Genomic DNA, 25035 nt, shown 5'->3' on the forward strand with positions numbered 1-25035 from the left:
TCCGACCTCTCCCCCCAGGGAGAGGTGGTGCTGCGGCGAGATCGAGCCGCATCGCACCTCTCCCTGGGGGGAGAGGTCGGCGCGCAGCGCCGGGTGAGGGGGCCTTTCTCCTGCACGGCAGGGAGCTGACATGCCCCGCTACCGTCTCACCGTCGAATATGACGGCCGGCCGTTCTGCGGCTGGCAGATGCAGGCGCATGACCTCTCGGTGCAGCAGGTGCTAGAGGACGCCATCGCGCGCTTTTCGGGCGAGGATGCCGTCACCCAGGCGGCGGGCCGCACCGATGCCGGCGTGCACGCGCTGGGGCAGGTCGTGCATTTCGACCTCGAGCGGGAATGGGATCCGTTCAAGATCCGCGAGGCGCTGAACTACCACACCAAGCCGCACCCGGTGGCGATCCTGACCTGCGAGCAGGTCGGCGAAGAGTTCGAGGCTCGTTTCTCCGCCATCGCCCGGCACTACGAGTACCGCATCCTCAATCGCCGCGCCCGGGCGGCGCTCGATGCCGGCCGGGTCTGGCACGTGCCGGTGGAGCTTGAGGCCGACGCCATGCACGAGGCCGCGCAATCGATCCTCGGCAGGCACGACTTCACGACGTTCCGGGCCTCCGAATGCCAGGCCAAGTCGCCGGAGCGCACGCTCGACATCTTCAACGTTCGCCGCGAGTCGGAGATGATCGTCGTCACCGCTAAGGCACGCAGTTTCCTCCACTCGCAGGTGCGCTCGATGGTGGGTTCACTGAAGCTGGTCGGCGAGGGCAAGTGGACGCCGCGCGACTTCCGCGCCGCGCTCGACGCGCGCGACCGCGCCCGCTGCGGCCCATTGGCGCCGCCCGACGGTCTCTACCTGACGAAGGTGGACTACTAGGCTAGCCCCGGGCCGCCGCTGCGATGGCCGCCAGGTCCTCGGCCGAGGGCGGGAACAGCATGACCAGCACCAGCAGCGCCGCGACGAGGCCGACCGCCTGGGCGATGATCAGCAGCACGATCTGCATCGGCCTAAGTGTCATCACTACACGGCCGATATTGATCGAGAGCACGATGCCGGCGATCAGGAAGACGAAGCTGAGCACGGTCAGGCCCAGCAGAATGGTTGCCAGCATCGCCAGCGACAGGATGGCGTTGGACCAGTTGAGCGTGACGACGAACGGCACCAGCGCGTCGTTCCTGCCGATCTGGCGCAGGTACAGCGCGGAAGCGCCCACAACCGCGCCATAGACGATCACCTGCTGCACCAGCGCGCCGAACATGCCCCCGCCGCCCAGCGCGGCAGTGGCCACAAGTTCGATGGCGGTGACCAAGAGGAGCGCGATGAAACTGCCGGCAAGCCCGGCTCGGCTGAACGAGAAATACCGCGAGGCGCCCCGATCGCCGACAAGCAGGGCAAGCAGGCCCCTTGCCGCCGCGCGCGCTTCGTCCACCAGACTGGTATTCAACTGAGGCACTAACCGATCCCTTGCCCGCCGCCCAGGAGCATGTAGAGGCCCAGAGGGATGGCGGCAAGCAGCACGATGCAAAGAATGGCAAACGCCAGGGAAACCCCGATGCCGAGCCGGCCGGCCTCCCGCGCTGCCCGGTAGAACATGAAGCCGCGCACCCCGAGGAGGGCGATGGCGGCGGCATCGCTGCGCACGAAGACGAGCGGCAGCGACAGCACCTCGACGATCCCGAGCGCATAGATGCTGGGAACGGCGATTGCCAGCACCCCGACACGCAGGAGCCGCGCCGTACCCCAGGTGGCGAGCAGGATCGCCAGCAGCAGCAGCAGGTTGAACAGCAGTCCGACCGCGACCTGCATCCAGCCCGGTACGATGCCGCCGGCAATGCCGGGCACCGCAATGGAACAAAGGGCGGCGACGACATAGAACCCCGTCGCGTTGACGAGGCCCACCCTGCTCAGGTTGAACTTGCCGGCCGCGCCGGGCTGCGCAGTCAGCAGGTCGAGCCAGCCGAGCAGGGCGCGCCACAGCTCGGTGAAGGCGTTCACCCGAGATAGTCCGCAATGAACTGCGCGTAGAGCGCCGTCAGGTCCTCGAGGTCGGACAGCCGGATGTTCTCGTCGATCTTGTGCATGGTCGGCCCGGGGAGGCCGAACTCGACCACCGGGCAGTATTCGACAATGAAGCGCGCGTCCGAGGTGCCTCCTCCCGTCGACAGCTCCGGCGGGATGCCGGTGCGACGGGAGATGGTCTCGATCAGCGTCTCGATGCCGCCGCCGAGATCGGAGAGGAACGAGCGCGAGGGCCGGCCAGCCACGGCGAACTCGACAGCGCAATTCCGCTTGTCCTGGTTGGCGATGACGTCCTCGATCGCCGCGACCAGCGTCTCGGGCGTCCAGCGGTCGTTGTAGCGCACGTTGAAGCGCAGCAACGCCGAGGCCGGGATGACATTGGTGGTGGCGTTGCCGACGTCCATCGAGGTGAACTCGAGGTTCGATGGCGGGAAGTGCTCGGTGCCGTCGTCGAGCTTGCCCGACAGCGCCAGCATCAGCGCTGCCGCGACCGGCAGCGGATTGTTGGCCTTGTCCGGATAGGCGACATGGCCTTGCGTGCCGGTGACCCGGATCTGCCCGTTGAGCGAACCGCGCCGCCCGACCTTGATCGAGTCGCCGACCCGCGCCGTGGCGCTCGGCTCGCCCACGATGGCGAAGTCGAAGCGATGGCCCTCTGCCGCCGCCCAGGCCATCAGCTTGTCGGTGCCGTTCACCGAGTCGGCTTCCTCGTCGTTGGTGATGGCGAGCGAGATGGTGCCGTCGGCCGGCGCGCGCGAAATGGCGGCGACGAAGGCCGCGATGCCCGACTTCATGTCCGCCGCGCCGCGCCCGTAGATCGTGCCGTCGACGATCTCGGCTGCAAACGGCGGATGCCTCCACGCCGCCTCGTCACCCGGCGGCACGACATCCGTATGGCCGGCGAACAGCAGGTGCCTGCCGCCCGTCCCGCGCGTCGCGAACAGGTTGTCGACCGGGTACGAACCGTCGCCCTCGAACCGCACGCGCTGGCAGGTGAAGCCGAGCGGGATCAAAGCCGCTTCGAGCACCTCGAAGACGCCGTGGAGCTCAGGGGTGACCGACGGCTCGCGGATGAGGGCGGCGAGGAGCTGGACGGGGTCGACCACGTCAGTCACGCAGCAGCTCGTTGATGCCGGTCTTCGACCGCGTCTGGGCGTCGACGGTCTTGACGATCACGGCGCAGTAAAGGTTCGGGCCGGGCTGGCCGTTGGGGAGCGGCTTGCCGGGCAGGCTGCCGGAGACGACGACGGAATAGGGCGGGACCCTGCCGATATGCACTTCGCCGGTGGCGCGGTCGACAATCTTGGTCGAGGCCCCGATGAACACGCCCATCGAGATGACCGATCCCTCGCCGACGACGACGCCCTCGACCACTTCGGAGCGGGCGCCGACGAAGCAGTTGTCCTCGATGATGGTCGGGCCGGCCTGCATCGGCTCGAGCACGCCGCCGATGCCGACGCCGCCCGAAAGGTGGACGTTCTTGCCGATCTGCGCGCAGGAGCCGACGGTGGCCCAGGTGTCGACCATGGTGCCTTCGTCGACATAGGCGCCCACGTTGACGAAGCTCGGCATCAGGATGACGTTCTTCGCCACGAAGGCTGACTTGCGCACCACGGCGCCCGGCACGGCGCGGAAGCCGGCCTCGCGGAAATTGTTCTCGCCCCAGCCTTCGAACTTGGTGGGCACCTTGTCCCACCACGAGGCGCCGCCGGCCGAGCCGGAGATGAGCCGGTTGTCGTTGAGGCGGAAGCTCAGCAGCACCGCCTTCTTCAACCACTGGTTCACCGTCCATTGCGTCGGGACCTGGCGCTCGGCGACGCGGGCCTTGCCGCTGTCGAGCAGGTTCAGCGCCTCGTCCACCGCCTCGCGTACCGCGCCGGTCGTGCCGGAGTTGATGTCGGCGCGCGCCTCCCAGGCGGCATCGATGGTGCGGGCGAGATCGGCAAAGGGCATGGGTCGACTTTCTGCGGGAGATGGAGGCGGCCGGACATTATCCGGCTTGCCCGACCTGTCAACGATCCTTAACCCGGCGCGATGCAAGCTTGAACCTGAGTTTTTGGAGACGTGAGATGGCCAGACGCGCCAACACCCCGCTGCGCACCTCGAGCGAGGACCTTGCCGCGGCCAAACGCGCGCCGTCGACGCCGCAGACCGAATCCGCCGCCTTCCGGCTCGCCTTTTCCGACGACGAGTTCATGACCAGCGAGGATACGCGCGGCATCCGCTTCCAGCTCGAATACCTCAAGGCCGAATTCCGCCTGCGCGAACACGGCATCCGCTCGACCGTGGTGCTGTTCGGCGGCGCCCGCATTCCCGAGCCGGGCAAGCCGGCCTGGGCCGCACGCAACGAGACGCAGAAGAAGAATCTCGAGGCTGCGTCGCACTACTACTCCGAGGCGCGCCGCTTCGCCCAGTACGCCTCGCTCACCGCCCGCGCGCTCGACTTCCACGACTATGTCGTGGTCACCGGCGGCGGCCCGGGGGTGATGGAGGCCGGGAACCGCGGTGCCGCCGATGTCGGAGCGCCCAGCATCGGGTTCAACATCGTGCTCCCGCACGAGCAGACGCCGAACGGCTACATCACGCCGGACCTGTGCTTCAACTTCCACTATTTCGCGACGCGCAAGATCCACCTGCTGCTGCGCGCCCGTGCCGTCGCCATCTTCCCGGGCGGCTTCGGCACGCTCGACGAGTTCTTCGAGACGCTGACCCTGATCCAGACCGGTCGCATGGAGCGGGTGCCCCTGCTGCTGTTCGGCAAGGAGTTCTGGAGCCGGGTAATCAACTTCGGGGCGCTGGCCGAAGCGGGCACCATCGCGCCGGACGATCCCCACCTGTTCACCCTGGTCGATAGCGCCGAGGAAGGCTGGAACGTCGTCCGCCAGCACTACAACCTGCCGGAGGTGACGCTGGCCGCCGAATAGCGAGGACGCTCCCCGCCCTACGGCAGCTTGCGCAGGAACCCGGCGAGGTCGGCGGTCATGTGGTGCACGTGCGCGCCGCCGGTCCGCTCCAGCTCCCACGACTCGACCTGCTCGTGCATGAACGAGTCCGATGCGATGACCTGCACCGTGGCCATGCCGGTGTCGTGCGGCACCTTGAGGTTCTTCTCGAGGTCGTCGAACATCGCCGCGCGGCGTGCATCGATGCCGTGCTTTTCGAAGAACACCGAATAGGCTTCCGCCAGCGGCTTGGGCCTGTAGCCCATCGCACGGATATCGAAGATATCCTCGAACAGGTCCTCCGCCCCGCCCAGTCGGCCGAGCACCGCCCGTGCGTGCCCCACATCGCCATTGGTGAGAATGAACTTGCGGCCGGGCAAGGCGCGGATCGCCCCGATCAGGTCGGGATGCGCCACCACCGGGGAGTAGTCGATCGCGTGCACGGTCGAAAGGAAGTGGTCGGGGTCGACCTCGTGACGCTGCATCAGCCCGTTCAGCGTCGTGCCGTAGTCGCGGTAGTAGGCCTTTTGCAGCGCCCGCGCTTCGTCATACGGCAGCTGGGTGACCCGCACCATGTAGTCCGAGATCAGCAGGTCGATCTGGGCGAACAGGTTGCATTCGCGCGGGTAGAGCGTGTTGTCGAGATCGAACACCCAATCGGTGACATGGGTGAGCGATCGGCGAGAGTCGAGGTCGATCATCCCTGCATCATGCCAGAAAGCCGGTCGCAGGGCACTGCCGAAAATCGTTGATCAATCGCTTGCTGGAGACACGGGAGGCGTGTATTCCGACGGGCCTCGCGGGAGGCGTGCCCCGGCTCTGCCGCTGCCAGCGCGATACGCCCGCCGTAGGTGTAGCCTGAGCCCTGCAGGCATTTCCGCCTGATGTCATCCAGCCCGGACAACACCCTCGAAGGACTCGAATGGCTCTGCGGCGCGCTGCGCCGGGCCTTCGTGCATGTGTTTGAGACCTGAGGGAAGCTTTATGTCTGCCCACCAATTCCACGTGCCGACTTCCAAGGCCGATGCCGACCCGCGCCGCTGGGTGGCGCTCGCCGTGCTGCTCATAGCCAGCTTCATGAACCTGATCGACGTCACCATCGTCAACGTGGCGCTGCCCAGTCTCGAGAAGAACCTGGGGGCCGGCCCGAACGAGATCGAGTGGGTCATTGCCGCCTACGTGCTGAGCTTCGCGCTCGGCCTGCTGCCGTTCGGGCGTCTCGGCGATATCGTCGGCCGCACGCACATGTTCCTCATCGGCGTGGCAGCCTTTACCGCTGCGTCCGCGCTGTGCGGCCTGGCACCGTCGATCGAATGGCTGATCATCGCGCGCGTCCTGCAGGGGCTGGCCGGCGCGGCGATGACGCCGCAGGTGCTGGCGATCGCGCAGGTGACCTTCCCGCCCGAGGAGAAGGGGCAGGCCTTCTCGCTGTTCGGACTCAGTTCCGGTCTTGCAGCGGTCACCGGTCCGATCCTGGGCGGCATACTGATCGGCGCCAACCTCGGCGGACTGGACTGGCGCCCGATCTTCCTCGTCAACGTGCCGGTCGGCATCGTCGCCGTGGTTGCGGGCTGGTACCTCATTCCCCGCACGCCGGGGCACCCGGGGCTGAAGAACGACTTCGTCGGCATCGCGCTGTTCGTCGCCGCCATGGTCGCGCTGGTCTATCCCCTCGTCGAGGGGCGCGCCTTCGGCTGGCCGGCCTGGGCCTGGGGCATGATCGCGGGCTCGTTCGCGCTGGCCGCGCTGTTCGTGCTCTGGCAGCGGCGCCGGGCCGCCGGCGACAAGCCGCAACTGCTCAACTTCAGCCTGATCAGCAATCCCAACTACCTGCTCGGCCTGCTGATCACCACGATCTTTGCCTCGGGCGTCCCGGCGATGTTCATGGTGCTGTCGCTGATGCTGCAATCCGGCTTCGGCTTCACGCCGCTCGAATCGGGGCTGACCAACACGCCGTTCTCGGTCGGTGTGCTCACCGTGTCCCTGTTCATCGGCCGGCTGGGCCAGCGCTGGTTGCGCACTCGCCTCGGACTGGGTGCCGCCATCCTCGTCGTCGGCATCGCGTGGCTGGACTTCACCATCCGCGGACTGGGCCAGAGCACCGACCACTGGGTGTTCCTGCCGCCCCTCTTCCTGGCAGGGCTCGGGCTCGGACTGGGCTTTTCGGGCCTGTTCCAGTCCGTGCTGGCCGGCGTGCCGTCACGCGATGCGGGCGCCGGCGCCGGCGCGCTCCAGGCCTTCCAGCAGATTGGCGGCGCCATCGGCGTGGCTTTGGTGGGCGAGATATTCTTCACCGGGCTCGCGAGTGGCTTTGCGGCCGGCGCGACCCCGGCCTCCGCCTTTGCCGAGGCCGCGGCTCCGGCGATCATCTATCAGATCGTCTCGTTCGGCCTGGTGGTGATCCTCGTGCCGTTCCTCAAGATCCGGCCGCCGCATCAGCCCGGGCAGGGGCACGCGCCAGCCGCGCCGCCGTCGGTCGTGGCCGAGGCCTGACGCAGAAAGCGCGACACCCTCCCCGCCGAGCGGGGAGGGTGTCGAAGTCGCCTCGATCGGGGTCGAGCCTACCTGACGATCAGCGTGCCGGCACCATGCTCGGTGAACAGTTCGACCAGCACCACGTGCGGCGTCTTGCCGTTGAGGATCACGACGCCCTCGACGCCATTGTCGAGTGCCTCGAGGCAGGTCTCGACCTTGGGAATCATGCCGCCCGAAATCGTGCCGTCGGCGATCAGCGCCTTGGCGTCGCGCATGTTGAGCTCGGGGATCAGCTTCTTGTTCTGGTCCAGGACGCCGTCGACGTCAGTGAGGAACAGCAGGCGCTTGGCGCCGAGCGAGCCGGCAATGGCGCCGGCGAAGGTGTCGGCGTTGATATTGTAGGTGTTGCCGTCTCGGCCGGGCGCCACCGGGGCGATCACCGGGATCATCTCGGAACGGGCGAGCGTATCGAGCAGCGTGCGGTCGACCTCCACCGGCTCGCCGACGAAGCCCAGGTCGAGTACGCGTTCGATATTCGAGCCCGGATCCTGAACGCGTTTCTCGGCCTTCCGGGCGAAGACCATGTTGCCGTCCTTGCCGCACAGCCCGATCGCCCACTCGCCCTCGGCGTTGATCAGTGCGACGATTTCCTTGTTGATCGAGCCGGCCAGCACCATCTCGACCACTTCCATGGTCCGCTTGTCGGTGACCCGCAGGCCGCCCTCGAACTTGGACTCGATGCCGAGGTTCTTCAGCATCGAGGCGATCTGCGGCCCGCCGCCATGCACCACGATCGGGTTGACGCGCGACTGCTTGAGCAGCGCGATGTCGCGGGCAAAGGCCTGGCCCAGGCTGGTGTCGCCCATGGCATGGCCGCCGTACTTCACGACGACGGTCTTGCCCTCGTAACGCTGCATGTAGGGCAGGGCTTGCGACAGGACCGCGGCGTCCCGGGAAAAGCTCTCGATGTCGGGCATGTTTCGCAGAGTATCCATTTGCCTCGTCCTATAGCGCATTCCGTTGGAGTCGAAAGCGCTTTTGCGCCCGCCGGGTTTCAAAACGAGGACAATGGCGAAGATTTGGTGACAGCTCGCGACGCCTATAGGCAGCGGCGAAGGCTTTGGCTAAGGTCCGGCCATGACGAGCGGGACCACCTCCGACATCGCCGACCTCATTGCCCGCACTGCGCTCAGGGATCGCGGGGCATTTCGTGATCTCTACAGCCGGACCAGCGCGAAACTATTCGGCGTGACGCTCCGTATCCTCAAGGACAGATCGGAAGCCGAGGAGGCGCTCCAGGAGGTGTATGTCAAGATCTGGCAACGTGCCGACCGCTACGTGGCGGGGGGCTACAGCCCGATCAGCTGGCTGGTGGCGGTTGCCCGCAACCATGCCCTTGACGTCCTGCGGGCACGCAAGCCGGTGAGCGACGATATCGATGCGGCGATCGACCTGGCGGACGGGGGACCCGACCCCGAACAGGCCACGATCCAGGGCTCGGAACGGACGCGCATCGACGGGTGTCTCGAAACGCTCGAGGCCGACAAGGCCGATTGCGTGCGGGGCGCCTACCTCGACGGCTTCAGCTACGAAGAACTGGCGACGCGCCACAGCGTGCCGCTGAACACCATGCGAACCTGGCTCCGCCGGAGCCTGATCAAACTGAGAGAGTGCCTCACGGCATGAGCACGGAAGGCCACAGCGGCGGTAGGGAAGACGACCAGGTCCTGGTCGCCGAGTACGCGCTCGGCCTGCTGGAGGGCGGCGAGCGCGCTGCCGTCGCACGCCGCATCGCCACCGAGGCGGCGCTCTCGGCCGACCTGCGCCTGTGGCGCAACCGTCTGTCCAGCCTCGACAGCGAGTTTGCCGAGGTCGCCCCGCCCGCCAACCTGCTGCAACGCATCGAGACCCGCCTGTTCGGGGCTCCGGCCCGGACCGGCTGGTGGAATTCGCTGGCCCTGTGGCGCAGCCTCACGGCCGCCGCTGCCGCAGTCGCCGTGCTCGCGGTGGGCGTCAACCTGACCCAGCCCAGGTTCGATCCCTCGACCCTTGCCACCCAGCTCGTCGCCGCCATCCAGTCGCAGGAAGGGTTCGGGGTCGAGTTCATCGCCGTCTACGACCAGGCCCTCGGCCAGGTCCGCATCACGTCGCTCAAGGGCGATGCGGTGCCCGACAAGGACTACGAGCTCTGGTACATCAAGGGCGACCAGCCCGCGGTGTCGATGGGCGTGCTGCCGGTCAACCAGAAGCGCGAGATCCCGCTCGACGCCGCCGCTAAGGCCAATATCGCGCCGGGCACGGTATTCGCCGTCACCCTCGAGCAGAAGGGCGGCTCGCCGACCGGCGTGGCCCAGGGCCCGATCGTCGCCGTGGGTACCGCGACGCCGATCTGATCGCGTTCTCCTTTGCCTCATGCACGGAGTCATTCCCGCGAAAGCGGGAACCTCTGTTTTCTGTGCGTGCGGCCAAACAGGGATTCCCGCTGTCGCGGGAGTGACCCGGTGATTGGGAGGGAAGCGCGCCCGCCCTACGAATCCCGCGGCAAGAGAGTTTCGCGCACGAGGCCAAATAAACCGCGACCTGCGAAAATGTGATCCGAAACTGCGCCGGACACCTCCCCGTATTTCCTCCCGTCACACCGCAACCAACGCGGGACCCAGTCAAAGGAAGGAAGATACGATGAAACTCTCCACTCTGCGTGTATTTGCCGCCGCGGCCATGCTCTCGGTCACCGCTCTGGGCTCCATTGCCTATGCCGAGAACCCGATGGTCGGCGGCGCGGCCATGTCCGAGACCAAGGACATCATCGACAACGCTGTGAACTCCGCCGATCACACCACGCTGGTCGCCGCCGTGAAGGCCGCCGGCCTTGTCGAGACGCTGAAGGGCCCCGGACCGTTCACCGTCCTCGCCCCCACCAATGAAGCCTTCGCCGCCCTGCCGGCCGGCACCGTCGACACCCTGCTGAAGCCCGAGAACAAGGACCAGCTGGTCAAGATCCTGACCTGCCACGTCATCGCGGCCAAGGCGCTCGCCGCGGACGTCTCCAAGATGGTCGCCGATGGCGGTGGCCAGGCCGTTGTCGATACGGTCGGCGGCTGCAAGCTGACGGCCAAGGCCGATGGCGGGAAGGTCACCTTCACCGACGAGAACGGCAATGCGGCAACGGTTACCATCGCCGACGTGATCCAGTCGAATGGCGTCATCCACGTCATCGACAAGGTCCTGCTGCCCAAGATGTAACTTTCGCTCCGCCTCGTGCGGACCCAATCTCGACATCGGACCTCGTGTCCCGTCCAATGGGCGGGACACATCCATTTGTACTGCCGCGCCTCGCGCGTGGCGCTAGACTGAACCGCTTTAAGAAGGGGTGCCTCCATGAGCATCAGCCGCCGCTCACTCCTGCTCGGTGCAACTGCCACAGCGGCGCTCGGCGCTGCCGGCCTGCTATTCCGCCCCATGTCGTCCTCGCGGGCCGCCGAGGGGACGTTCGAGTTCACGCTCACCGACGCCGAGTGGAAGAAGAAGCTCAACCCGCTGAGCTACCAGGTGCTCCGGCACGAATACACGGAGTATCCGGGGACCTCGGAACTGCTCTACGAGCACCGCGCCGGCATCTTCGCCTGCGCCGGTTGCGACCTGCCGCTGTTCGACTCCAAGACCAAGTACGAAAGCGGCACCGGCTGGCCCAGCTTCTACCAGCCGCTCGACAACGCCGTGGGCGAGTCCACCGACACCAAGCTCGGCTATCCGCGCACCGAAGTGCATTGCCGCCGCTGCGGCGGGCATCTGGGCCATGTCTTCGACGACGGCCCGCAGCCCACGGGACTGCGCTACTGCATGAACGGCGCCGCGCTGCAGTTCCACCCGGCGGCGGGATGACCGCGTTGCCGCATGGGACCGCGGGTCAAGCCCGCGGCTGACGGGTTCGGGCATTTGGCGGGGCGGGCCTGGTGTTTGACCTCGCTAACGCCGGCGCCGGTGCTCGTTGCCCTCACCCCCACCCAGCTTTGCCAGTTCGCTGCGCTCACAAGCGCCGCTGCCCTCCCCACAAGGGGGAGGGAGACCCGTGATCACCGCCCCATCCCCTCCCCTCCCTCCCCCTCGTGGGGAGGGCAGTGCAGCTTGGTTCTCGCGTTAGCGAGGACCTAGCGGAACTGGGTGGGGGAGCCCGAACCAGCCACCCGTCATGATCTCGCTTCGGTGCATCTCGGCCGCCAGCGGGTTCGATGCTCCGCGGCTCCTTGCACGGCGCCACGAAGCGCGCCATCTCTGGCGCCATGAAGCTCACCATCATCCAGACCGGCGACGTTCCGGCGCCGCTGCGCCCGCGGTTCGGCGCCTACCCGCCGATGTTCAAGCGCATGTTCGACGAGGCCGGGCAGCACTTCGACTACGAGACCGTGCCCGTTTTCGATGGTGCCGGCTTTCCGGACCCGACGAGGGTCGAGGTCATCCTGATCACCGGCTCGGCCGCCGGCGTCTACGAGGACCATGCCTGGCTCGAGCCGCTGCGTGCCTTCATCCGCTCGGCCTATGCCGCGAACACCCCCATGCTTGGCATCTGCTTCGGCCACCAGATCATGGCCGATGCGCTCGGTGGCGACGTGCGCAAGTCAGCACGGGGCTGGGGCCTCGGCCGCCACACCTACGCGGTGAAGTCGCGCCCCGATTTCCTCGCCACCGACCTGCCGGCGCTGTCGATCGCCTGCTCGCACCAGGACCAGGTGATCACCCCGCCCGGCGAGGCGGACGTGTTCCTGGGCTCCGACTTCACCCCCAATGCCGGGCTGGTCTACAAGAACGGCAAGGCCCTGAGCCTCCAGCCGCACCCCGAATTCAGCGACGACTACACGCTGGCGCTGGCCGAACTGCGCCGGGGCAAGGCGCCGGACGAGGTGGTCGAGAACGCCGTGGCCTCGGTGGCGACGCCGTCGCACAGCCGCGACATGGCAGGCTGGCTCGGCGGATTCCTTACGCGCTAGACCAAGGAAGTGTTTTCTTCGAGCGTCTGATTGAGGCAGGCTTGCTCCGCGCTGTGCAGAGCGCCTTTGGCTTGGGGGAACGATATGGACTTTGTCATGGCAAGGAGCCTTGCCTTTGCCGCCGCACTCGCCTGTGCCGCGCCGGCGCTGGGCGCCGACCGTGCCGACTATGTGACGCTGCGCACCGCGGAACTGCTCAACCTGAAATGCGCGGCGCTCAAGTATGTCGAGCACACCTATCTGCATGAAGCCGTGATCACGGCGCTCGACAGCACCGACGAGTCGATCAACCTGATCACCGGCGACATGAGCCGCGAGGATTACGACGCCTGGAAGCAGGGCGCCGATGACGAGGCCGCGCAGAAGGCGGCGGAAGCGGGGTGCACGAGCGCCGCCAACTCCTATCTGCTGACGGCGCGTGCCAAGGCCAGCGAGGACATCTTCCGGGCCATGCTGCTCGCCTTCCACTTCAATACGCTGCCCGGCGACGACCGCAACCACGTCGCGCTGCCGGCCGATCAGCAGGCGAGCGCAGAGCGCTACGACGGTTTCCTGCAGCAGGTCTATGGCGAGAGTTATCCGGCCTTCGCCGAAGCGCAGCGCCAGGCGGCGGCCGCGAGCCTTCCCGCCTCGGCCATGCCCTCGGCCGAGCCCGAGGAAGGCGCGCTGCCGACCTTCGGCGCCATTGCCACCATCGACGACCAGGATCGCATCCTCCTGGCCCAGTCGGCGGCCGCCAAAGTGCTGCAGCGGATCGAGTTCGAAGTCACGGCGGAGAGCAACGGCTGGCTGGTGAAGCCGCTCCAGACGCAGACGGGAGCGGTCGTTCCGGCGCTCGAGCGCGCCGATGGCAGTGCCCCCGGCATCCTCTATCCCGTATGGGCCGGCCCCGTCGCCTACGCTTCCGGGGGCGCCGAATTCCGCCTGGCACTGGCGCGCGCGCCTGAGAGCGTGATCCGGGTGATGACCTACGGCGCCGGCGCCGCCTCGCTGGCCGATGCGAGTGGTGTGCGCTTCTACGTGGCAGGGACCGCGCCCTATGGCGATCCCGGCTTCCGCGCTGGCGCCAGCGTGTTCGAGGCCACCCCCTCGAGCGGCCCGTGCCTGGGCGGCCCGTGCTTCGACCTGCCGCACGATGCAACCGTCGCCCTGCTCGACGGTGAGGGCGCCATCGCCGAACTCGTCATGGGCAGCGGCGACGAGCCGGCCGGTCAGGTCGCGCTGCGCGCGTCCGAGCTCTCCCGCGTACCGGTCCAGTAGCGCCTACTGCTCGAGCAACTGCCTGATTTCGGCCCGCAGCTGCTCCATGCCGAACCTGGTCTCGCTCGAGGTCAGGATGATCTCGGGATGGGCGGCCGGGCGCTTGGCGATGCTGTCGCGGGTCTTCTTGATGGCGGCGTCGAGTTCGGCCTTGTTGGGCTTGTCGGCCTTGGTGATCACCACCTGGTAGCTCACCGCGGCCTTGTCGAGCTCGTTCATCACGCTCTTGTCGTTGGCGTTCGGTCCGTGCCGGCCGTCGATCAGGACGTAGACGCGGCGTAGGTTGGGGCGACCGGTGAGGTACTGGTGGATCAGCCTGGTCCACTGTTTCACCTTGTCCTCCGGCGCCTTGGCGAAGCCGTAGCCGGGCATGTCGACGATCCTGAGCTCGGCCGACTGGCTGTCGAAGATGTTGAGCTCCTGCGTGCGCCCCGGCGTATTCGAGGTGCGGGCGAGGCCGGTGGTGCCGGTCAGGGCATTGATCAGGGAGGACTTGCCGACATTCGAGCGCCCGGCAAAGGCGATCTCCAGCTTGTCTGCCGGCGGCAGGTCGGCGATGCGGACGCAGCCTTTCACGAAGGTGAATGGCCGCGCGAACAACAGGCGCCCGGCCTCGATCTGGTCATCGCTGAATTTCTGCGCCGTGTCGCTCATGGCCGTTCAATAGGGGAGGGGCGGTGAAAATGAAAGCCGGTGCGTGGGCCACCCCCACCCAGCTTCGCTACGGGCCAAGGCCCTAGCTGCACTACCCTCCCCACAAGGGGGAGGGTAGTGAAGCCGGCAGCTTGCTGCCTGGCGAAACTGGGTGGGGTGAGCCCCACGCGCGAAACGAAAGGCCGCGCACCTTTCGATGCGCGGCCCCGAATTCGAGCACGGCCAGCCTCAGTTGGCCTTGCCGGCGGCCTTTTCCTCGACCTTGGGCTTGCGCCTGAAGCTCGCGGCGATGTTGCCGAGCAGGTCGACCTCGGCGCCGTGGCGCTTCATGATGAACCACTGCTGGGTCACCGAGAGCAGGTTGTTCCAGGCCCAGTAGATCACCAGGCCGGCCGGGAACGAGCCGAGCATGAAGGTGAAGATCACCGGCATCCAGTTGAAGATCATCGCCTGGGTCGGATCCGGCGGCGGCGGGTTGAGCTTCATCTGCACCCACATGGTGACGCCCATCAGCAGCGGCCACACGCCCAGGTGCAGCAGCCCGCCGACGAACGGCAGCGTGGTCGGGTTCCACGGAATGAGCCCGAACAGGGTGAAGATGTTGGTCGGGTCCGGCGCCGCGAGGTCGACGATCCAGCCGAAGAACGGCGCATGGCGCATCTCGAGCGAGATGAAGAGCACCGTGTAGAGCGAGAAGAACACCGGGATCTGGATGAGGATCGGCCAGCAACCCGCCAGCGGGTTGATCTTCTCTTTCTTGTAGAGCTCCATCATCGCCTGCTGCTGCTGCACGCGATCGTCCTTGAAGCGCTCCTGGATGGACTTCATTTCCGGCTGCACGCGCCGCATGGCCGCCATCGAGGCGTAGGAGCGGTTGGCGAGCGGGAAGAACAGCGCCTTGACGAACACGGTCACCGCCAGGATGGCGACGCCGAAATTGCCCAGGATCCCGTACAGGAACTGCAGCAGCTCGAACATCGGGCGGGTGATGAAGTGCAGCCAGCCCCAGTCGATCAGCAGCTCGAGCCGGTCGAACTTGTAGGTGCTGTCATAGGCGTCGATGACGCGGGTCTGCTTGGCGCCGGCGAAGGCATAGGTCTTGTTCTCGGCCTTGCCGCCGGCCGGGACCAGCACCGGCGTGCTCTCGACGAAGCTCGTCTGGTAGATGTCGAGCGCGCCCGCAAGGCTGTGCGAGAAGCGGGCATTGAGCGGCGAGCCGGGTTCGGAAAGGATGGCCGTGGCCCAGTACTTGTCGCCGATGCCGACCCAGCCGCCGGTCGTCGAGGTCCAGTCGTTCTGGCCGTCATGGGCGACGTCGCTGTACTTCTTGGACACGAGGTTGTTCGAGCCGAGCACGCCCAGCGGCCCTTCGTGCTGGACGAAGAAGTTCGAGACGTGCGGCGTGCCCTGGCGCACGACGCGCGAATAGGGATAGAGCGCCACGTCGCCCGCCGTGGTGTTTTCCACCGACTGCACGATGGTGAACAGGTAGTGCTCGTCGACGCTGATGGTGCGGCGGAAGACGAGGCCGGCGCCATTGTCCCAGCGCAGCGTCACCGGGGTGGCCACGGTGAGGCTGGTGGCGCCGCCGTCGAGGCTCCACACGCTGTTGCCGTCGGGCAGCGCGGTGGTCGAGCCCGAGGCCGGGGCCCAGCCGCTCTCGATATAGTAGCCGCCCGGCGCGCCGGCGGGGCTGAGCAGGGTGATGATCGGCGACTGGGGGTCGACCGTCTCGGTGTAGTCCTTGAGCTTCAGGTCATCGAGACGCGCACCGGTCAGGCTGATCGAGCCCGCCAGGGCCGGCGTGTCGATGGCGACGCGCGCCGCGGCCGCAAGGGCGGCGTCGCGGGTCGCGAAGGTGCCGGCCTGCGTCGTGTCGGTCGCGGCGGCGGGAGCGGCAGCGCTGCCGCCGGCCGCGGGCGTGGCGAGCCCCTGGTCCGGCGCGGCCGTGGTCGCGGCGGCCGTCGCCTGCTGCTGCGCCAGTTGCTGGGCCTCGGCGCGCTTCTGCGCCTGCTCCAGCTGTGGCCCGGCCACGAAGAACTGCCATCCGAACAGCACCACGATGCTGAGCACGATCGCAATGATCATGTTGCGGTTGTTGTCGGACTGCATCAGCTCTTCTTCTTCACGTGGATCTTGGAAATCGAGGCGGAAAGCTCGCTGACGAGTTCCGCGAAGGGGGTGCTCAGCGCGGCGCGGCGACCAACCAGCACGTAGTCATGTCGGGGCTGAAAGCCCGACTCGCAAGCCTTGGCGGCGGCCCTGAGGCGCCGGCGGATGCGGTTGCGCTCCGGCGAGTTGCCCTGCTGCTTGGTGACGGTGAAGCCGATTCCCGGCTCGTCGACGGCGCGGGCATTGGTCTGCAACGAAAATGCAGAGCGCCCGACGCGCATGCCTCGGGCGGCTCCAACAAACTCGGATCGGTTCTTGAGGCGCCGCAAAGCGCGCTCCCCGGATATGGCCGTGGACACGGCCAAAGCCTTAGGCCGACAGCTTCTTGCGGCCGACGGCGCGGCGGCGGGCCAGCACGGCGCGGCCGTTCTTGGTCGCCATGCGGGCGCGGAAACCGTGCCGACGGGTGCGGACGAGCGTGCTCGGCTGGAAAGTGCGTTTCGACATACGATCAGACCACGCCGGCGCGCGGTTCCCTAATTCTGCTTGACTAGAGCTATTGGCATGCCGGCCGGACCCGGATGAGGATCCACGGCAGATTTCGGCGCTGTATATGGAATTGGTCCCGCGAAGTCAACGCGACCCGGATGCGGCAGAAAGGCTTTTCGCGCGTCGATTTCCACACGGGGTTTGTCCCGGCCCTATTGTGCCCGGGCAGGCCGGTGCTATTGAGGCCTCAGGGGTTTGGGGCCCCGGGCAGCTTCGGGGACGCGATTGGCCGATATCCTTACTCCCGACCTGTGTGTCATCGGGGCCGGATCGAGCGGCATTGCGGTGGCCGAGCGGGCCCGCGCCTATGGCGCGTCGGTCGTCCTCGTCGAGCAGGGCAGGATCGGCGGCAACGCGCTCAACACCGGGGCGGTGCCGGCCAAGGCGCTGGCGGCCGCCGGAGCCCATGCCCGCGCCCTGCGCGACGGCCCGCCGTTCGGCATCGCCGCCGAGGACCCCAAGGTCAATTTCCGCCGCGTGCACGATCACATCGACCAGGTCATCGCCGCGCTCGCCCCGCAGAGCTCCGCCGCGCACCTGATGGCGCTCGGCATCGACGTCATCGAAGGGGCGGCCCGCTTCATCAGCCGCAAGGCCGTGGCTGTCGGCGACACCGAGATCCGCGCCCGCCACTTCGTCGTCGCCACCGGCGCCCGCTGGGTGGCGCCGACCATCCCCGGCCTCGACGCCGTGCCCTATTTCACCCCCGACACCATCCTCGACAACACCCGCAAGCTGACCCACCTGGTGGTGATCGGCTCCGGCGTCACCGCCATCGAGCTGGCCCAGGCCTACAACCGCCTGGGCACCGAGGTCACGGTGGTCGCCGGCGGCGAACTTCTCCCCGGCTTCGACCCCGAACTGGCGGCGGTTGCCCTGGCGACGCTGGCGGAGGAGGGTGTCCATCTCGAGCCGCACGCGGCAGTGAGCGCCGTCCAGGCCCGCTCGATGGGCATCGGTGTCGCCATCCGCACCGGCGAGTCCGATCGCCTGCTGGACGCATCCCACATCCTCGTCGCCGGCGGCCGCGCCCCCAATGTCGCGGCGCTGGACCTCGACAAGGCCGGCATCAGGCTCGATGCGGGACGCGCCGGCGCCCTGCAGCTCAACGGCGCGCTGCGCACGACCAATGCCCGGGTCTACGCGGTAGGCGACGTCACCGGCGGCGAGTCGGTGCCATCGGCGGCGCGCGCGGCCGAGGCCGTGGTGCGCAGCGCCCTGCTCGGGGCCATGGCGAGGCCCGACCGGACCGTGCCGCGCCTCGTTTCCACCGACCCGGCGATCGCCGAGATCGGGCTCAACGAGGTCACGGCCCGCACGCGGCACGGCGTCGGCTTCCGCGTCACCCGCTGGGCCTTCGCCGACAACGACCAGGCCCGCGCCAGCCGCCAGACCCACGGGTTGGCCAAGCTTCTCACCGATCGGCGGGGCAGCATCATCGGCGCCGGGGTGGTCGGACCCGGCGCCAGCGAACTGGTCGCGCTGTTCGCGCTGGCCATGTCGGGCGGCCTCAAGGGCGCCGATCTGGCGGCCATGTCGGTGCCCTATCCCTCGTTCGCCGAGATCGCCGTGCGGCTCGGCGCCGAGCTGCGCCGGGGCGACGCGCCGGGGCCGCTGCTCAGGGCGTGGATGGCGGTCAACCGGCTGCTCGGCTGAGCCGCACTCTTGTCACTGGAAATAGTGGGTTTTTCCGGCTAAGCATCGCGCGATGGCCATACAGACCCGCGCGATGCCGGGCCCGTTCTCGGGCCTCTCCGTCAAGATCATCGCCACGCTCATCGTGGTGATACTGGCGGTCGAGGTCGTGATTTACCTGCCGTCGGCCGCGAACTTCCGCCAGAGCTGGCTGACCGACCGCTTGCGAGTCGGCACCGTCGCGGCCCGCGTGCTCGACGCCGTGCCCGACGCGATGGACCTGCCGCGCACGCTGACCGACCGGTTGCTAACTTCGGCCGGCGCCATCGCCATCGTCTACCGGCGCGAGGGCCAGAGCCAGTTGATCGAGCTAGAGAATGCCCAGACGCCGCGCGAGGCCGTGACCGTCGACATGCGCCTCGACGATCCGGCCTCGCCGATACTGGGTGCGCTCGACACGCTGTTCTTCGGCTCGAACCGCACGCTGCGCATCGTCGGCGAGGAGGATGGCCAGCCCGACCGCACCATCGAGGTGCTGATGCCCGAGGCGCCGCTGCGCGCCGAACTGCTGGTCTATTCGCGCAACCTGTTCGTCCTCTCGCTGATCCTCGCCATCATCACGTCGGCCGTGCTCTACGTGCTGGTTGCGCGCATCCTGATCGCCCCGATCCGGCGCCTGACCGGCAACCTCGTGGAATTCTCGGGACAGCCCGAGAACGCCGCGCTGATCGTCACCCCGACGGCGCGCCGCGACGAGATCGGCATCATGGAGCGCGAGCTCGCCGCCATGGAGTCCGACATCTATTCGATGCTGCGCCAGCGCCGGCACCTCGCCGATCTCGGCCTCGCCGTCGCCAAGATCAACCACGACCTGCGCAATACGTTGACCTCGGCGCAGCTGCTTTCCGACCAGGTGGCCAATCTCGACGATCCCAAGGTGCAGCGCCTCGCGCCGCGCCTCGTGCAGTCGATCGACAAGGCCATCGGCTTTGCCCAGTCGGTGCTCGACTACGGTCGCCAGAGCGCCACGCCGCCGCGGCCCATGCCGGTCGACCTGCACCTGCTGCTCGACGAGGCGGCCTTCGATGCCGGGCTCGTCGGCCACCCCGGCATCCGCTGGAGCAACGGCGTGCCCGATTCGGTGACCATTTCGGCCGATCCCGACCAGTTCGCCCGTATTTTCGACAACCTGCTCAAGAACGCCCGCGAGGCGCTCGAGGCGGCGGGTGCCAGGATCGAGGCGCCCTATGTCGAGGTGACCTTCACCGAGACGCCCGAATGGCTGACGCTGAGCGTGTCGGACAACGGCCCGGGACTGCCGCCGCGCGCCCGGGAGAACCTGTTCGTCGCCTTCGAGGGCTCGGCCAAGGCGGGCGGTACCGGGCTCGGCCTCGCCATCGCGCGCGAACTCACCGAGGCGCATGGCGGCAAGCTCGCTTTCGTCGACCAGCCGGCCGGCACCCGCTTCGACGTGACGTTGCCGCATTCGATCCGCATCGCCTGAGCCGTCATGCGGCCGTCAAAATCGTCGCCCCTCGGCGCTTGCAATGGCACCGGAGCCAATGTATGGGTCACGCCGTTCCGCCGACACCGCTCGGCAGGCAGGCGCCCGTAGCTCAGCTGGATAGAGCACCAGACTACGAATCTGGGGGTCAGGAGTTCGAATCTCTTCGGGCGCGCCATTTCCCCCTCACGAAAGCAATCCACTGGCTAGCGGCTAGCCTCCGGCAGGCAGCACGGCACTGTTGTGCGATGATCGCGGTCCGGGGCGGTTCGATCCCGCGCGCGCCGGTTCCCAGTCGAGGGCGTTCAGTCCGGTTCTTCGTCGTCCGGGCGAAGCGACTTTGCGCGCTGCTGTGCAGATAGATGCGCCACGGGCAGACTCCATCCGTGCCGGATGGCCATGAAACGCAGCCCGAAGCACAGCGCTCCCCCGGCCAGGGCCGAGAAGCCATAGGGGATGCCGGTAACATCGCCGATGACGACCATCGACGCCCCAGCCAGCGCCACAATGGCATAGAGGTCAGAGCGCAAGACGTGCGGGACGTCGCCGGCGAGGACATCCCGGGTCATGCCGCCGCCGATGCCGGTCAGCATGCCCAGCAGCGCCGCCATGATCGGGCTCAGTCCGAACTCGATGGCTTTTTGCGCGCCCGCGACCGCAAAGAAAGACAGGCCTGCCGCGTCGAGCAGCAGTACGGGGCTGCGCAGGCGGTCGACCCCGGAATACCAGAAGAATGTGATGGTCCCAGCGAGGACGGACGCCAACAGGTACAAGCCGTCCCGCAGGGCCGCCGGCGGTACGTCACCGATCAGCAGATCGCGGGCGATGCCGCCGAAGTTCCCGGTCACGAACGACAGGACGAGCACGCCGAAGAAATCGAGGCGGCGGTTGACGCCGACCACCGCTCCGCTGAGGGCGAAGACGAACGTGCCACCAAGGTCAAGAACGCGTGTGAAGAGTTCAATCGGCATCATCTGGCACCCCGCCGCCGCAATCGCATCGACAACAGAAAGCACAAAACGACGTTTGTTGCTCGCCAACAAGCTGGCAGGGCGGAAGCGCCGATGCCGCCGCGCGAACGCTCGGACCTGCGAGACTGCCCCTGGGCGTCATGCCGGCGACGGACCGAGCCAGGCCAGAGCTCCGACCACCAATGCCTCGACGCCGGTCTCCAGGGTCGGGTGCAGCACCGGTGCGAATTTCGGGCTGTGGTTGACCGGTAACTCGTTGACCTTCCCTTCCTTCTTGGCCGTGGCGTAAAGCTTGGGATCGGTACCGCCCACGAACCAGAACACCGACGGCACCTTCCAGGCGGTGGCGAAGCAGCCGAAATCCTCGCTAGCCGGGGCCGGACCGGTGTGGATGACCCGCCGCGGCGAGAAGTGATCGCGAAACGCACCGGCAATCCGCGCGCTCGCGGCCTCGTCGTTGACGTTCAGCGGATAGCGGTCCAGCGGCGTGATCTCGGGCTTGCGCGGCGCGCCCGAGGCTGCCGCCTCGGCATTGACGATGCGCTCGATCGCGGCGAGCACGTGCTTGCGCACCCCGGCATCGAATGTCCTGACGTTGAGCTTGAGGATGGCCTCGTCCGGCATGACGTTCTCCTTGGTGCCGGCCTGCAGCACGCCGATCGTCACCACCGCGGCCTCGGTTGCCGCCACCTCGCGCGAGACGATGGTCTGCAGCCTGAGCACGATCGCGGCCGCCATGACCACCGGGTCGATGCTCGCCTGCGGCATCGAGCCATGCGCGCCCCGGCCGAAGACGCGGACCTGCAGACTGTCCGCCGCCGAGGTGATCGGTCCGGCACTCCCGGCGACAGTGCCGGACGGCCCGACCATGACGTGCTGGCCGAGCACGACGGCGGGCCGCGGAAAGCGTTGGAGGAGGCCGTCATCGACCATCGCCCTGGCTCCCTCGGCGGTTTCCTCGCCCAGCTGGAACACGACCATCAGGGTGCCCTTCCAGGCCTCGCGGGCCGTGGACGGCAGCTTCGCCGCACCGACCAGCCACGCCACGTGCATGTCGTGACCGCACATGTGGCCCACGGGCACGACATTGCCCTGCTGGTCCGTGACCGTCACTGTGCTGGCATAGGCGAGGCCGGTGCTTTCGGCGATCGGTAGCGCGTCCATGTCGGCTCGCAGCATGACCGTTGGCCCCTCGCCATTATGGAGCAGCCCCACCACCCCGGTCTTGCCGACGCCAGTTGTCACCTCGTAGCCAGCACCGCGCAGCCTGTCGGCGGCAAGGCCCGCCGTTCGCGTCTCGTGCATCGACAGTTCGGGATGGGCGTGCACGTCCTTGTAGAGCGCCTCGAGTTCAGGAACGAGCCTGCGAGTCCCGCAAGGACGGTTTTGGCGACGTCGGCGGGAATCCGCTCGGGTGAACCATGCTTGGGCATAGTGGTGTCTCCTGAGGCGCCATCGCGGTTGGCGCATTATGTTTGCTGCGGCCGCTGGCGCATGCGGCGCCAACGGGCGAGCAGAACGGCGAGGATGGCGAGCGCGGCCGCCGCGCCGACGACCAGAGCCACCTGCACCACCAGGACAAGCGGGGACGTGGCGGGGCCGGCGCGCAGCGCCTTTACCTGGGCCACCGTGACCGTCCCCGCCGGGTTGCCGAAATGGGCCATCAGATACTGGCCGAGCGTCGCCACCTGGGTGTCATTCATTTCGGCGGCGAAGCCCGGCATCAGCACATCCTTGCGGTGCAGCCCCTGCAGCATCAACATCACGAGGTTGTTCGTATTGGCACGACCGAGTGCGGCATTGTGCACCAGCGATGGCAGGGTGCCGTCGAAGCTGCCCTGTCCCTGCGCCTGGTGGCAGGTCGAGCACCAGGCATCGTAGAGTTGCGCCCCGGTCATGCTGTCGGGGTCCGCCGGCAAAGCCACGCCCCTGATGCTCGGCAACTCGTCGGACGGGCTGCCCCGGGAAAAGACCGGCTGGCTGTCACCCGCGTCGCGCACCGGTGGCACGGTCTTGAGATAGACGGCGATGGCGTGCAGATCTTCGGCGGACAGCAAGTGGAGGCTGTTGCCGATGGCCTCGGCCATCGGCCCGGCAGCCTGGCCCTTGCCCGGGGCATTGCCGTCGCGCAGGTAGGCCACCAGTTCCTCGTCGGTCCACCCCCCGACTCCGCTGTTGGCGTCCGAGGTGATGTTCGGGGCGAACCAGTCGCCCAGATCGCTGCCAGCCAGCGCCCGGCTACCGTCCTCGGCCATCAGCAGATTGCGTGGCGTGTGGCAAGTGACGCAGTGCGCCGGGCCATTCACCAGGAAGGCTCCCCGGTTCCATTCCGCGCTTTGCGCCGGATTGGGAACATGGGGGTGGCCCTGCAGGAAGAGGAGGTTCCACGCCGCCATCGACAGACGGATACCGAACGGAAACGGCAGGCTGGTCGGCGGCGGGCTGGTTTCGACGGGTGCGACCTGCGTGGTGAAGTAGGCGTAGAGCGCTGCAACGTCCTCGTCGCTGAGCAGGGCATAGGCCGGATACGGCATGGCCGGATAGAGGTGCTGCCCATCCGCCCGGATGCCCTGCCGCAGCGCAGCGCTGAACTGGGCCAGCGTATAGTCGCCGATGCCATGCGCCCTCGAGGGGGTGATGTTGGTGGACATGATGGCCCCGATCGGCGTCGCTATGGCGACCCCGCCGGCCATGAAGGCGCCCCCAGGCACGGTATGGCAGGCGATACAGTCGGACGCCGTCGCGAGGTACCGCCCGCGCTCGACCTGCGCCGCGTCGGCGGCCAGCGCCGATGGCAGTGCGGCCGCAGTGGCGAGCACCGCGAAGATGGCGGCGCCGAACTTCGGCCGCCGCGCCGATGGGACCCTCATTGCGCCCCCTGGGTGCTTGCAGGTGGGGCGCCTGAACCCTGCTCGGCGAGCAGGTGATCCATGCTGCGGAGCGCCACGGCAAGGCCGTTCTCGGTCGAGTTGCAGGTCGCGCAGGTCGGCAGGACCCCGGTCCCCGCGAGGAAGAGGTTGTCGTGATCGTGTGTCCGACCCCACTGGTCGCACACCGAGACCTGCGAGTCGGTGCCCATGCTCAGCGTGCCGCAGATGTGTTGGTTGTTGGCGAAGTCGCCATCCTTGCTGAAGCGCAGGTTGGTGCCGCCCATGAGGTCGGCGATGCGGCGGAAATCCTGCTGCGAGCGTTCATGGCCCCGGCGGGTGTAGTCGTCGATCGAGTAGTGCATCTGGGGCTTGGGGATGCCCATGGCGTCCTTCTGGTCGCTGAGCGTGACCCGACGCTCGGGGTCGGGCAGCACCTCGAGCACGTTCTTGACGTTGAGCTGGTGCGCCGCGCTGTATCGCAGCCGCGTCTGGAACTCGCTGCCATAGACGCCGGCAGCAATCAGGCTGGTGGTGGCACCGTCGACGCGCGAGATGTTGGTGAAATCGAGGCGGTAGGCGGCGTGCTCGCTCCGGAACGGACCGTCGCGCATCACATTGATCGAGCTGGGGCTCTGCGGCCCGCGGCCCAGCCAGAGTTCTTCGTCGCTGTCGAAGGTCAACGAGGTCGAGGGGTGGTCCATCAGATGGCGCCCGACCATGTCGGTGCTGTTGGCGAGGCCATGGGGGAATTGGTCGCTTGCCGACACGAGTAGCAGGCGGGGGCTCTCAATGCCGTTGGCCGCGACGACGAAGGCCTTGGCCGTGACCCGGTGCGACCCCTTGTCAGGATCGTAGTAGAGGGCGGCGAAGCGACTTTGCGCGCTGCTGTGCAGATAGATGCGCCACGGGCAGACTCCATCCGTGCCGAATGGCCATGAAACGCAGTCCGAAGCCCAGCCCTCCCCCGGCCAGGGCCGAGAAGCCCGCAAGGACGGTTTTGGCGACGTGGGCGGGAATCCGCTCGGGTGAACCATGCTTTGGCATACTGGTGTCTCCTGAGGCGCCAT

At 67.6% G+C, this 25035-nt stretch carries 25 protein-coding genes and 1 tRNA gene; 12 read left to right on the forward strand and 14 right to left on the reverse strand.

The window, feature by feature from the left end; all coding sequences use genetic code 11:
* Positions 1–130 precede the first annotated feature (130 nt).
* The gene (truA, locus tag J0I99_RS04200) at positions 131–868 is read left to right on the forward strand and encodes a tRNA pseudouridine(38-40) synthase TruA (RefSeq protein WP_291396047.1); all 738 of its coding nucleotides are present in this window, start codon (positions 131–133) and stop codon (positions 866–868) included.
* Position 869: 1 nt separating this feature from the next.
* Here the strand turns inward: truA and J0I99_RS04205 are convergent, their stop codons facing one another.
* From J0I99_RS04205 to dapD, 4 genes are read right to left on the reverse strand one after another with little or no spacing between them, the layout of a single operon-like run.
* Entirely contained in the window at positions 870–1436 is a 567-nt protein-coding gene (locus tag J0I99_RS04205; RefSeq protein ID WP_291396049.1) for a hypothetical protein, read from the reverse strand.
* Between the two features lie 8 nt (positions 1437–1444).
* Positions 1445–1987: a hypothetical protein gene (locus J0I99_RS04210; RefSeq protein WP_291396051.1), complete on the reverse strand. Its 543-nt coding sequence runs from the start codon at positions 1985–1987 to the stop codon at positions 1445–1447.
* Positions 1984–3126 carry a succinyl-diaminopimelate desuccinylase gene (gene dapE / locus J0I99_RS04215; RefSeq protein ID WP_291396053.1) on the reverse strand — a complete coding sequence of 381 codons (1143 nt, stop codon included), beginning with the start codon at positions 3124–3126 and terminating at the stop codon, positions 1984–1986. Before dapE ends, J0I99_RS04210 begins: the two co-directional genes overlap by 4 nt.
* Complete coding sequence (gene dapD / locus J0I99_RS04220) at positions 3119–3964, reverse strand: 2,3,4,5-tetrahydropyridine-2,6-dicarboxylate N-succinyltransferase (protein ID WP_291396055.1); 846 nt, start codon at positions 3962–3964, stop codon at positions 3119–3121. Before dapD ends, dapE begins: the two co-directional genes overlap by 8 nt.
* Before the next feature lie 116 nt (positions 3965–4080).
* Between dapD and J0I99_RS04225 the strand changes: the two genes are divergently transcribed.
* Complete coding sequence (locus J0I99_RS04225) at positions 4081–4935, forward strand: LOG family protein (protein ID WP_291389617.1); 855 nt, start codon at positions 4081–4083, stop codon at positions 4933–4935.
* A gap of 17 nt (positions 4936–4952) precedes the next feature.
* Here J0I99_RS04225 and J0I99_RS04230 read toward each other — a convergent pair whose 3' ends face one another.
* Complete coding sequence (locus J0I99_RS04230; protein ID WP_291396057.1) at positions 4953–5654, reverse strand: pyrimidine 5'-nucleotidase; 702 nt, start codon at positions 5652–5654, stop codon at positions 4953–4955.
* A 283-nt stretch (positions 5655–5937) separates the two neighbouring features.
* Here J0I99_RS04230 and J0I99_RS04235 point away from each other — a divergent pair, with 283 nt between their 5' ends.
* Positions 5938–7446, forward strand: coding sequence for a DHA2 family efflux MFS transporter permease subunit (locus tag J0I99_RS04235; RefSeq protein WP_291396059.1), 1509 nt, complete (start codon positions 5938–5940; stop codon positions 7444–7446).
* Between the two features lie 68 nt (positions 7447–7514).
* Here the strand turns inward: J0I99_RS04235 and argB are convergent, their stop codons facing one another.
* A complete protein-coding gene (gene argB / locus J0I99_RS04240) occupies positions 7515–8423 on the reverse strand; it encodes an acetylglutamate kinase (protein ID WP_291396061.1) in 909 nt (302 codons plus the stop codon).
* Positions 8424–8565: 142 nt separating this feature from the next.
* Here argB and J0I99_RS04245 point away from each other — a divergent pair, with 142 nt between their 5' ends.
* The 6 genes from J0I99_RS04245 (at position 8566) to J0I99_RS04270 (ending at position 13673) form a co-directional block, all read left to right on the forward strand.
* On the forward strand, positions 8566–9114 hold the full coding sequence (locus J0I99_RS04245) for a sigma-70 family RNA polymerase sigma factor (protein ID WP_291392477.1): 549 nt from the start codon (positions 8566–8568) through the stop codon (positions 9112–9114).
* Entirely contained in the window at positions 9111–9821 is a 711-nt protein-coding gene (locus J0I99_RS04250) for an anti-sigma factor (protein WP_291396063.1), read from the forward strand. The genes J0I99_RS04245 and J0I99_RS04250 overlap by 4 nt, the downstream gene beginning before the upstream one ends.
* 286 nt (positions 9822–10107) lie before the next feature.
* Entirely contained in the window at positions 10108–10671 is a 564-nt protein-coding gene (locus J0I99_RS04255; RefSeq protein WP_291394346.1) for a fasciclin domain-containing protein, read from the forward strand.
* Between the two features lie 141 nt (positions 10672–10812).
* Positions 10813–11310, forward strand: coding sequence for a peptide-methionine (R)-S-oxide reductase MsrB (gene msrB, locus J0I99_RS04260; RefSeq protein WP_291394348.1), 498 nt, complete (start codon positions 10813–10815; stop codon positions 11308–11310).
* Between the two features lie 347 nt (positions 11311–11657).
* Positions 11658–12413, forward strand: a complete 756-nt coding sequence (locus tag J0I99_RS04265; RefSeq protein ID WP_291396065.1) for a type 1 glutamine amidotransferase — start codon at positions 11658–11660, stop codon at positions 12411–12413.
* 96 nt (positions 12414–12509) lie between these two features.
* A complete protein-coding gene (locus J0I99_RS04270; RefSeq protein ID WP_291396067.1) occupies positions 12510–13673 on the forward strand; it encodes a hypothetical protein in 1164 nt (387 codons plus the stop codon).
* Positions 13674–13676: 3 nt separating this feature from the next.
* Here J0I99_RS04270 and yihA read toward each other — a convergent pair whose 3' ends face one another.
* From yihA to rpmH, 4 genes are all read right to left on the reverse strand, one after another.
* Positions 13677–14327, reverse strand: a complete 651-nt coding sequence (yihA, locus tag J0I99_RS04275) for a ribosome biogenesis GTP-binding protein YihA/YsxC (protein ID WP_291396068.1) — start codon at positions 14325–14327, stop codon at positions 13677–13679.
* 228 nt (positions 14328–14555) lie between these two features.
* Entirely contained in the window at positions 14556–16439 is a 1884-nt protein-coding gene (gene yidC, locus J0I99_RS04280; protein ID WP_291396070.1) for a membrane protein insertase YidC, read from the reverse strand.
* Complete coding sequence (rnpA, locus tag J0I99_RS04285) at positions 16439–16798, reverse strand: ribonuclease P protein component (RefSeq protein ID WP_291396071.1); 360 nt, start codon at positions 16796–16798, stop codon at positions 16439–16441. Before rnpA ends, yidC begins: the two co-directional genes overlap by 1 nt.
* A gap of 10 nt (positions 16799–16808) precedes the next feature.
* Positions 16809–16946, reverse strand: a complete 138-nt coding sequence (gene rpmH / locus J0I99_RS04290; protein WP_291396073.1) for a 50S ribosomal protein L34 — start codon at positions 16944–16946, stop codon at positions 16809–16811.
* 267 nt (positions 16947–17213) lie between these two features.
* Here rpmH and J0I99_RS04295 point away from each other — a divergent pair, with 267 nt between their 5' ends.
* The 3 genes from J0I99_RS04295 (at position 17214) to J0I99_RS04305 (ending at position 20305) form a co-directional block, all read left to right on the forward strand.
* The gene (locus tag J0I99_RS04295; protein ID WP_291396075.1) at positions 17214–18644 is read left to right on the forward strand and encodes an NAD(P)/FAD-dependent oxidoreductase; all 1431 of its coding nucleotides are present in this window, start codon (positions 17214–17216) and stop codon (positions 18642–18644) included.
* Positions 18645–18696: 52 nt separating this feature from the next.
* Positions 18697–20127: a HAMP domain-containing sensor histidine kinase gene (locus J0I99_RS04300; RefSeq protein ID WP_291396077.1), complete on the forward strand. Its 1431-nt coding sequence runs from the start codon at positions 18697–18699 to the stop codon at positions 20125–20127.
* 101 nt (positions 20128–20228) lie between these two features.
* A tRNA-Arg gene (locus tag J0I99_RS04305) sits at positions 20229–20305 on the forward strand.
* A 127-nt stretch (positions 20306–20432) separates the two neighbouring features.
* Here the strand turns inward: J0I99_RS04305 and J0I99_RS04310 are convergent.
* From J0I99_RS04310 to J0I99_RS04325, 4 genes are all read right to left on the reverse strand, one after another.
* Positions 20433–21101 carry a trimeric intracellular cation channel family protein gene (locus J0I99_RS04310; RefSeq protein WP_291396079.1) on the reverse strand — a complete coding sequence of 223 codons (669 nt, stop codon included), beginning with the start codon at positions 21099–21101 and terminating at the stop codon, positions 20433–20435.
* 135 nt (positions 21102–21236) lie between these two features.
* The gene (locus tag J0I99_RS04315; RefSeq protein ID WP_291396081.1) at positions 21237–22427 is read right to left on the reverse strand and encodes a M20 family metallopeptidase; all 1191 of its coding nucleotides are present in this window, start codon (positions 22425–22427) and stop codon (positions 21237–21239) included.
* 140 nt (positions 22428–22567) lie between these two features.
* Positions 22568–23968 (reverse strand): cytochrome c, encoded by a 1401-nt coding sequence (locus J0I99_RS04320; RefSeq protein WP_291396083.1) that lies wholly within the window; start codon positions 23966–23968, stop codon positions 22568–22570.
* The gene (locus tag J0I99_RS04325) at positions 23965–24957 is read right to left on the reverse strand and encodes a GMC oxidoreductase (RefSeq protein ID WP_291396085.1); all 993 of its coding nucleotides are present in this window, start codon (positions 24955–24957) and stop codon (positions 23965–23967) included. The genes J0I99_RS04320 and J0I99_RS04325 overlap by 4 nt, the downstream gene beginning before the upstream one ends.
* Positions 24958–25035: the final 78 nt, after the last annotated feature.

Origin of the sequence: Devosia sp. (assembly GCF_017307495.1) — a bacterium.
Classification (GTDB): Bacteria; Pseudomonadota; Alphaproteobacteria; order Rhizobiales; family Devosiaceae; genus Devosia_A.

What these genes read in the sequence shown, in the direction of transcription:
- rpmH (WP_291396073.1), bottom strand. Translation starts at nt 16,946, where the DNA reads ATGTCGAAACGCACTTTCCAGCCGAGCACGCTCGTCCGCACCCGTCGG.
- truA (WP_291396047.1), top strand. Translation starts at nt 131, where the DNA reads ATGCCCCGCTACCGTCTCACCGTCGAATATGACGGCCGGCCGTTCTGC.
- J0I99_RS04245 (WP_291392477.1), top strand. Translation starts at nt 8,566, where the DNA reads ATGACGAGCGGGACCACCTCCGACATCGCCGACCTCATTGCCCGCACT.
- argB (WP_291396061.1), bottom strand. Translation starts at nt 8,423, where the DNA reads ATGGATACTCTGCGAAACATGCCCGACATCGAGAGCTTTTCCCGGGAC.
- J0I99_RS04255 (WP_291394346.1), top strand. Translation starts at nt 10,108, where the DNA reads ATGAAACTCTCCACTCTGCGTGTATTTGCCGCCGCGGCCATGCTCTCG.
- J0I99_RS04230 (WP_291396057.1), bottom strand. Translation starts at nt 5,654, where the DNA reads ATGATCGACCTCGACTCTCGCCGATCGCTCACCCATGTCACCGATTGG.
- J0I99_RS04270 (WP_291396067.1), top strand. Translation starts at nt 12,510, where the DNA reads ATGGCAAGGAGCCTTGCCTTTGCCGCCGCACTCGCCTGTGCCGCGCCG.
- J0I99_RS04225 (WP_291389617.1), top strand. Translation starts at nt 4,081, where the DNA reads ATGGCCAGACGCGCCAACACCCCGCTGCGCACCTCGAGCGAGGACCTT.
- J0I99_RS04320 (WP_291396083.1), bottom strand. Translation starts at nt 23,968, where the DNA reads ATGAGGGTCCCATCGGCGCGGCGGCCGAAGTTCGGCGCCGCCATCTTC.
- yidC (WP_291396070.1), bottom strand. Translation starts at nt 16,439, where the DNA reads ATGCAGTCCGACAACAACCGCAACATGATCATTGCGATCGTGCTCAGC.
- dapD (WP_291396055.1), bottom strand. Translation starts at nt 3,964, where the DNA reads ATGCCCTTTGCCGATCTCGCCCGCACCATCGATGCCGCCTGGGAGGCG.
- J0I99_RS04310 (WP_291396079.1), bottom strand. Translation starts at nt 21,101, where the DNA reads ATGATGCCGATTGAACTCTTCACACGCGTTCTTGACCTTGGTGGCACG.
- J0I99_RS04235 (WP_291396059.1), top strand. Translation starts at nt 5,938, where the DNA reads ATGTCTGCCCACCAATTCCACGTGCCGACTTCCAAGGCCGATGCCGAC.
- J0I99_RS04265 (WP_291396065.1), top strand. Translation starts at nt 11,658, where the DNA reads ATGCTCCGCGGCTCCTTGCACGGCGCCACGAAGCGCGCCATCTCTGGC.
- J0I99_RS04250 (WP_291396063.1), top strand. Translation starts at nt 9,111, where the DNA reads ATGAGCACGGAAGGCCACAGCGGCGGTAGGGAAGACGACCAGGTCCTG.
- J0I99_RS04300 (WP_291396077.1), top strand. Translation starts at nt 18,697, where the DNA reads ATGGCCATACAGACCCGCGCGATGCCGGGCCCGTTCTCGGGCCTCTCC.
- yihA (WP_291396068.1), bottom strand. Translation starts at nt 14,327, where the DNA reads ATGAGCGACACGGCGCAGAAATTCAGCGATGACCAGATCGAGGCCGGG.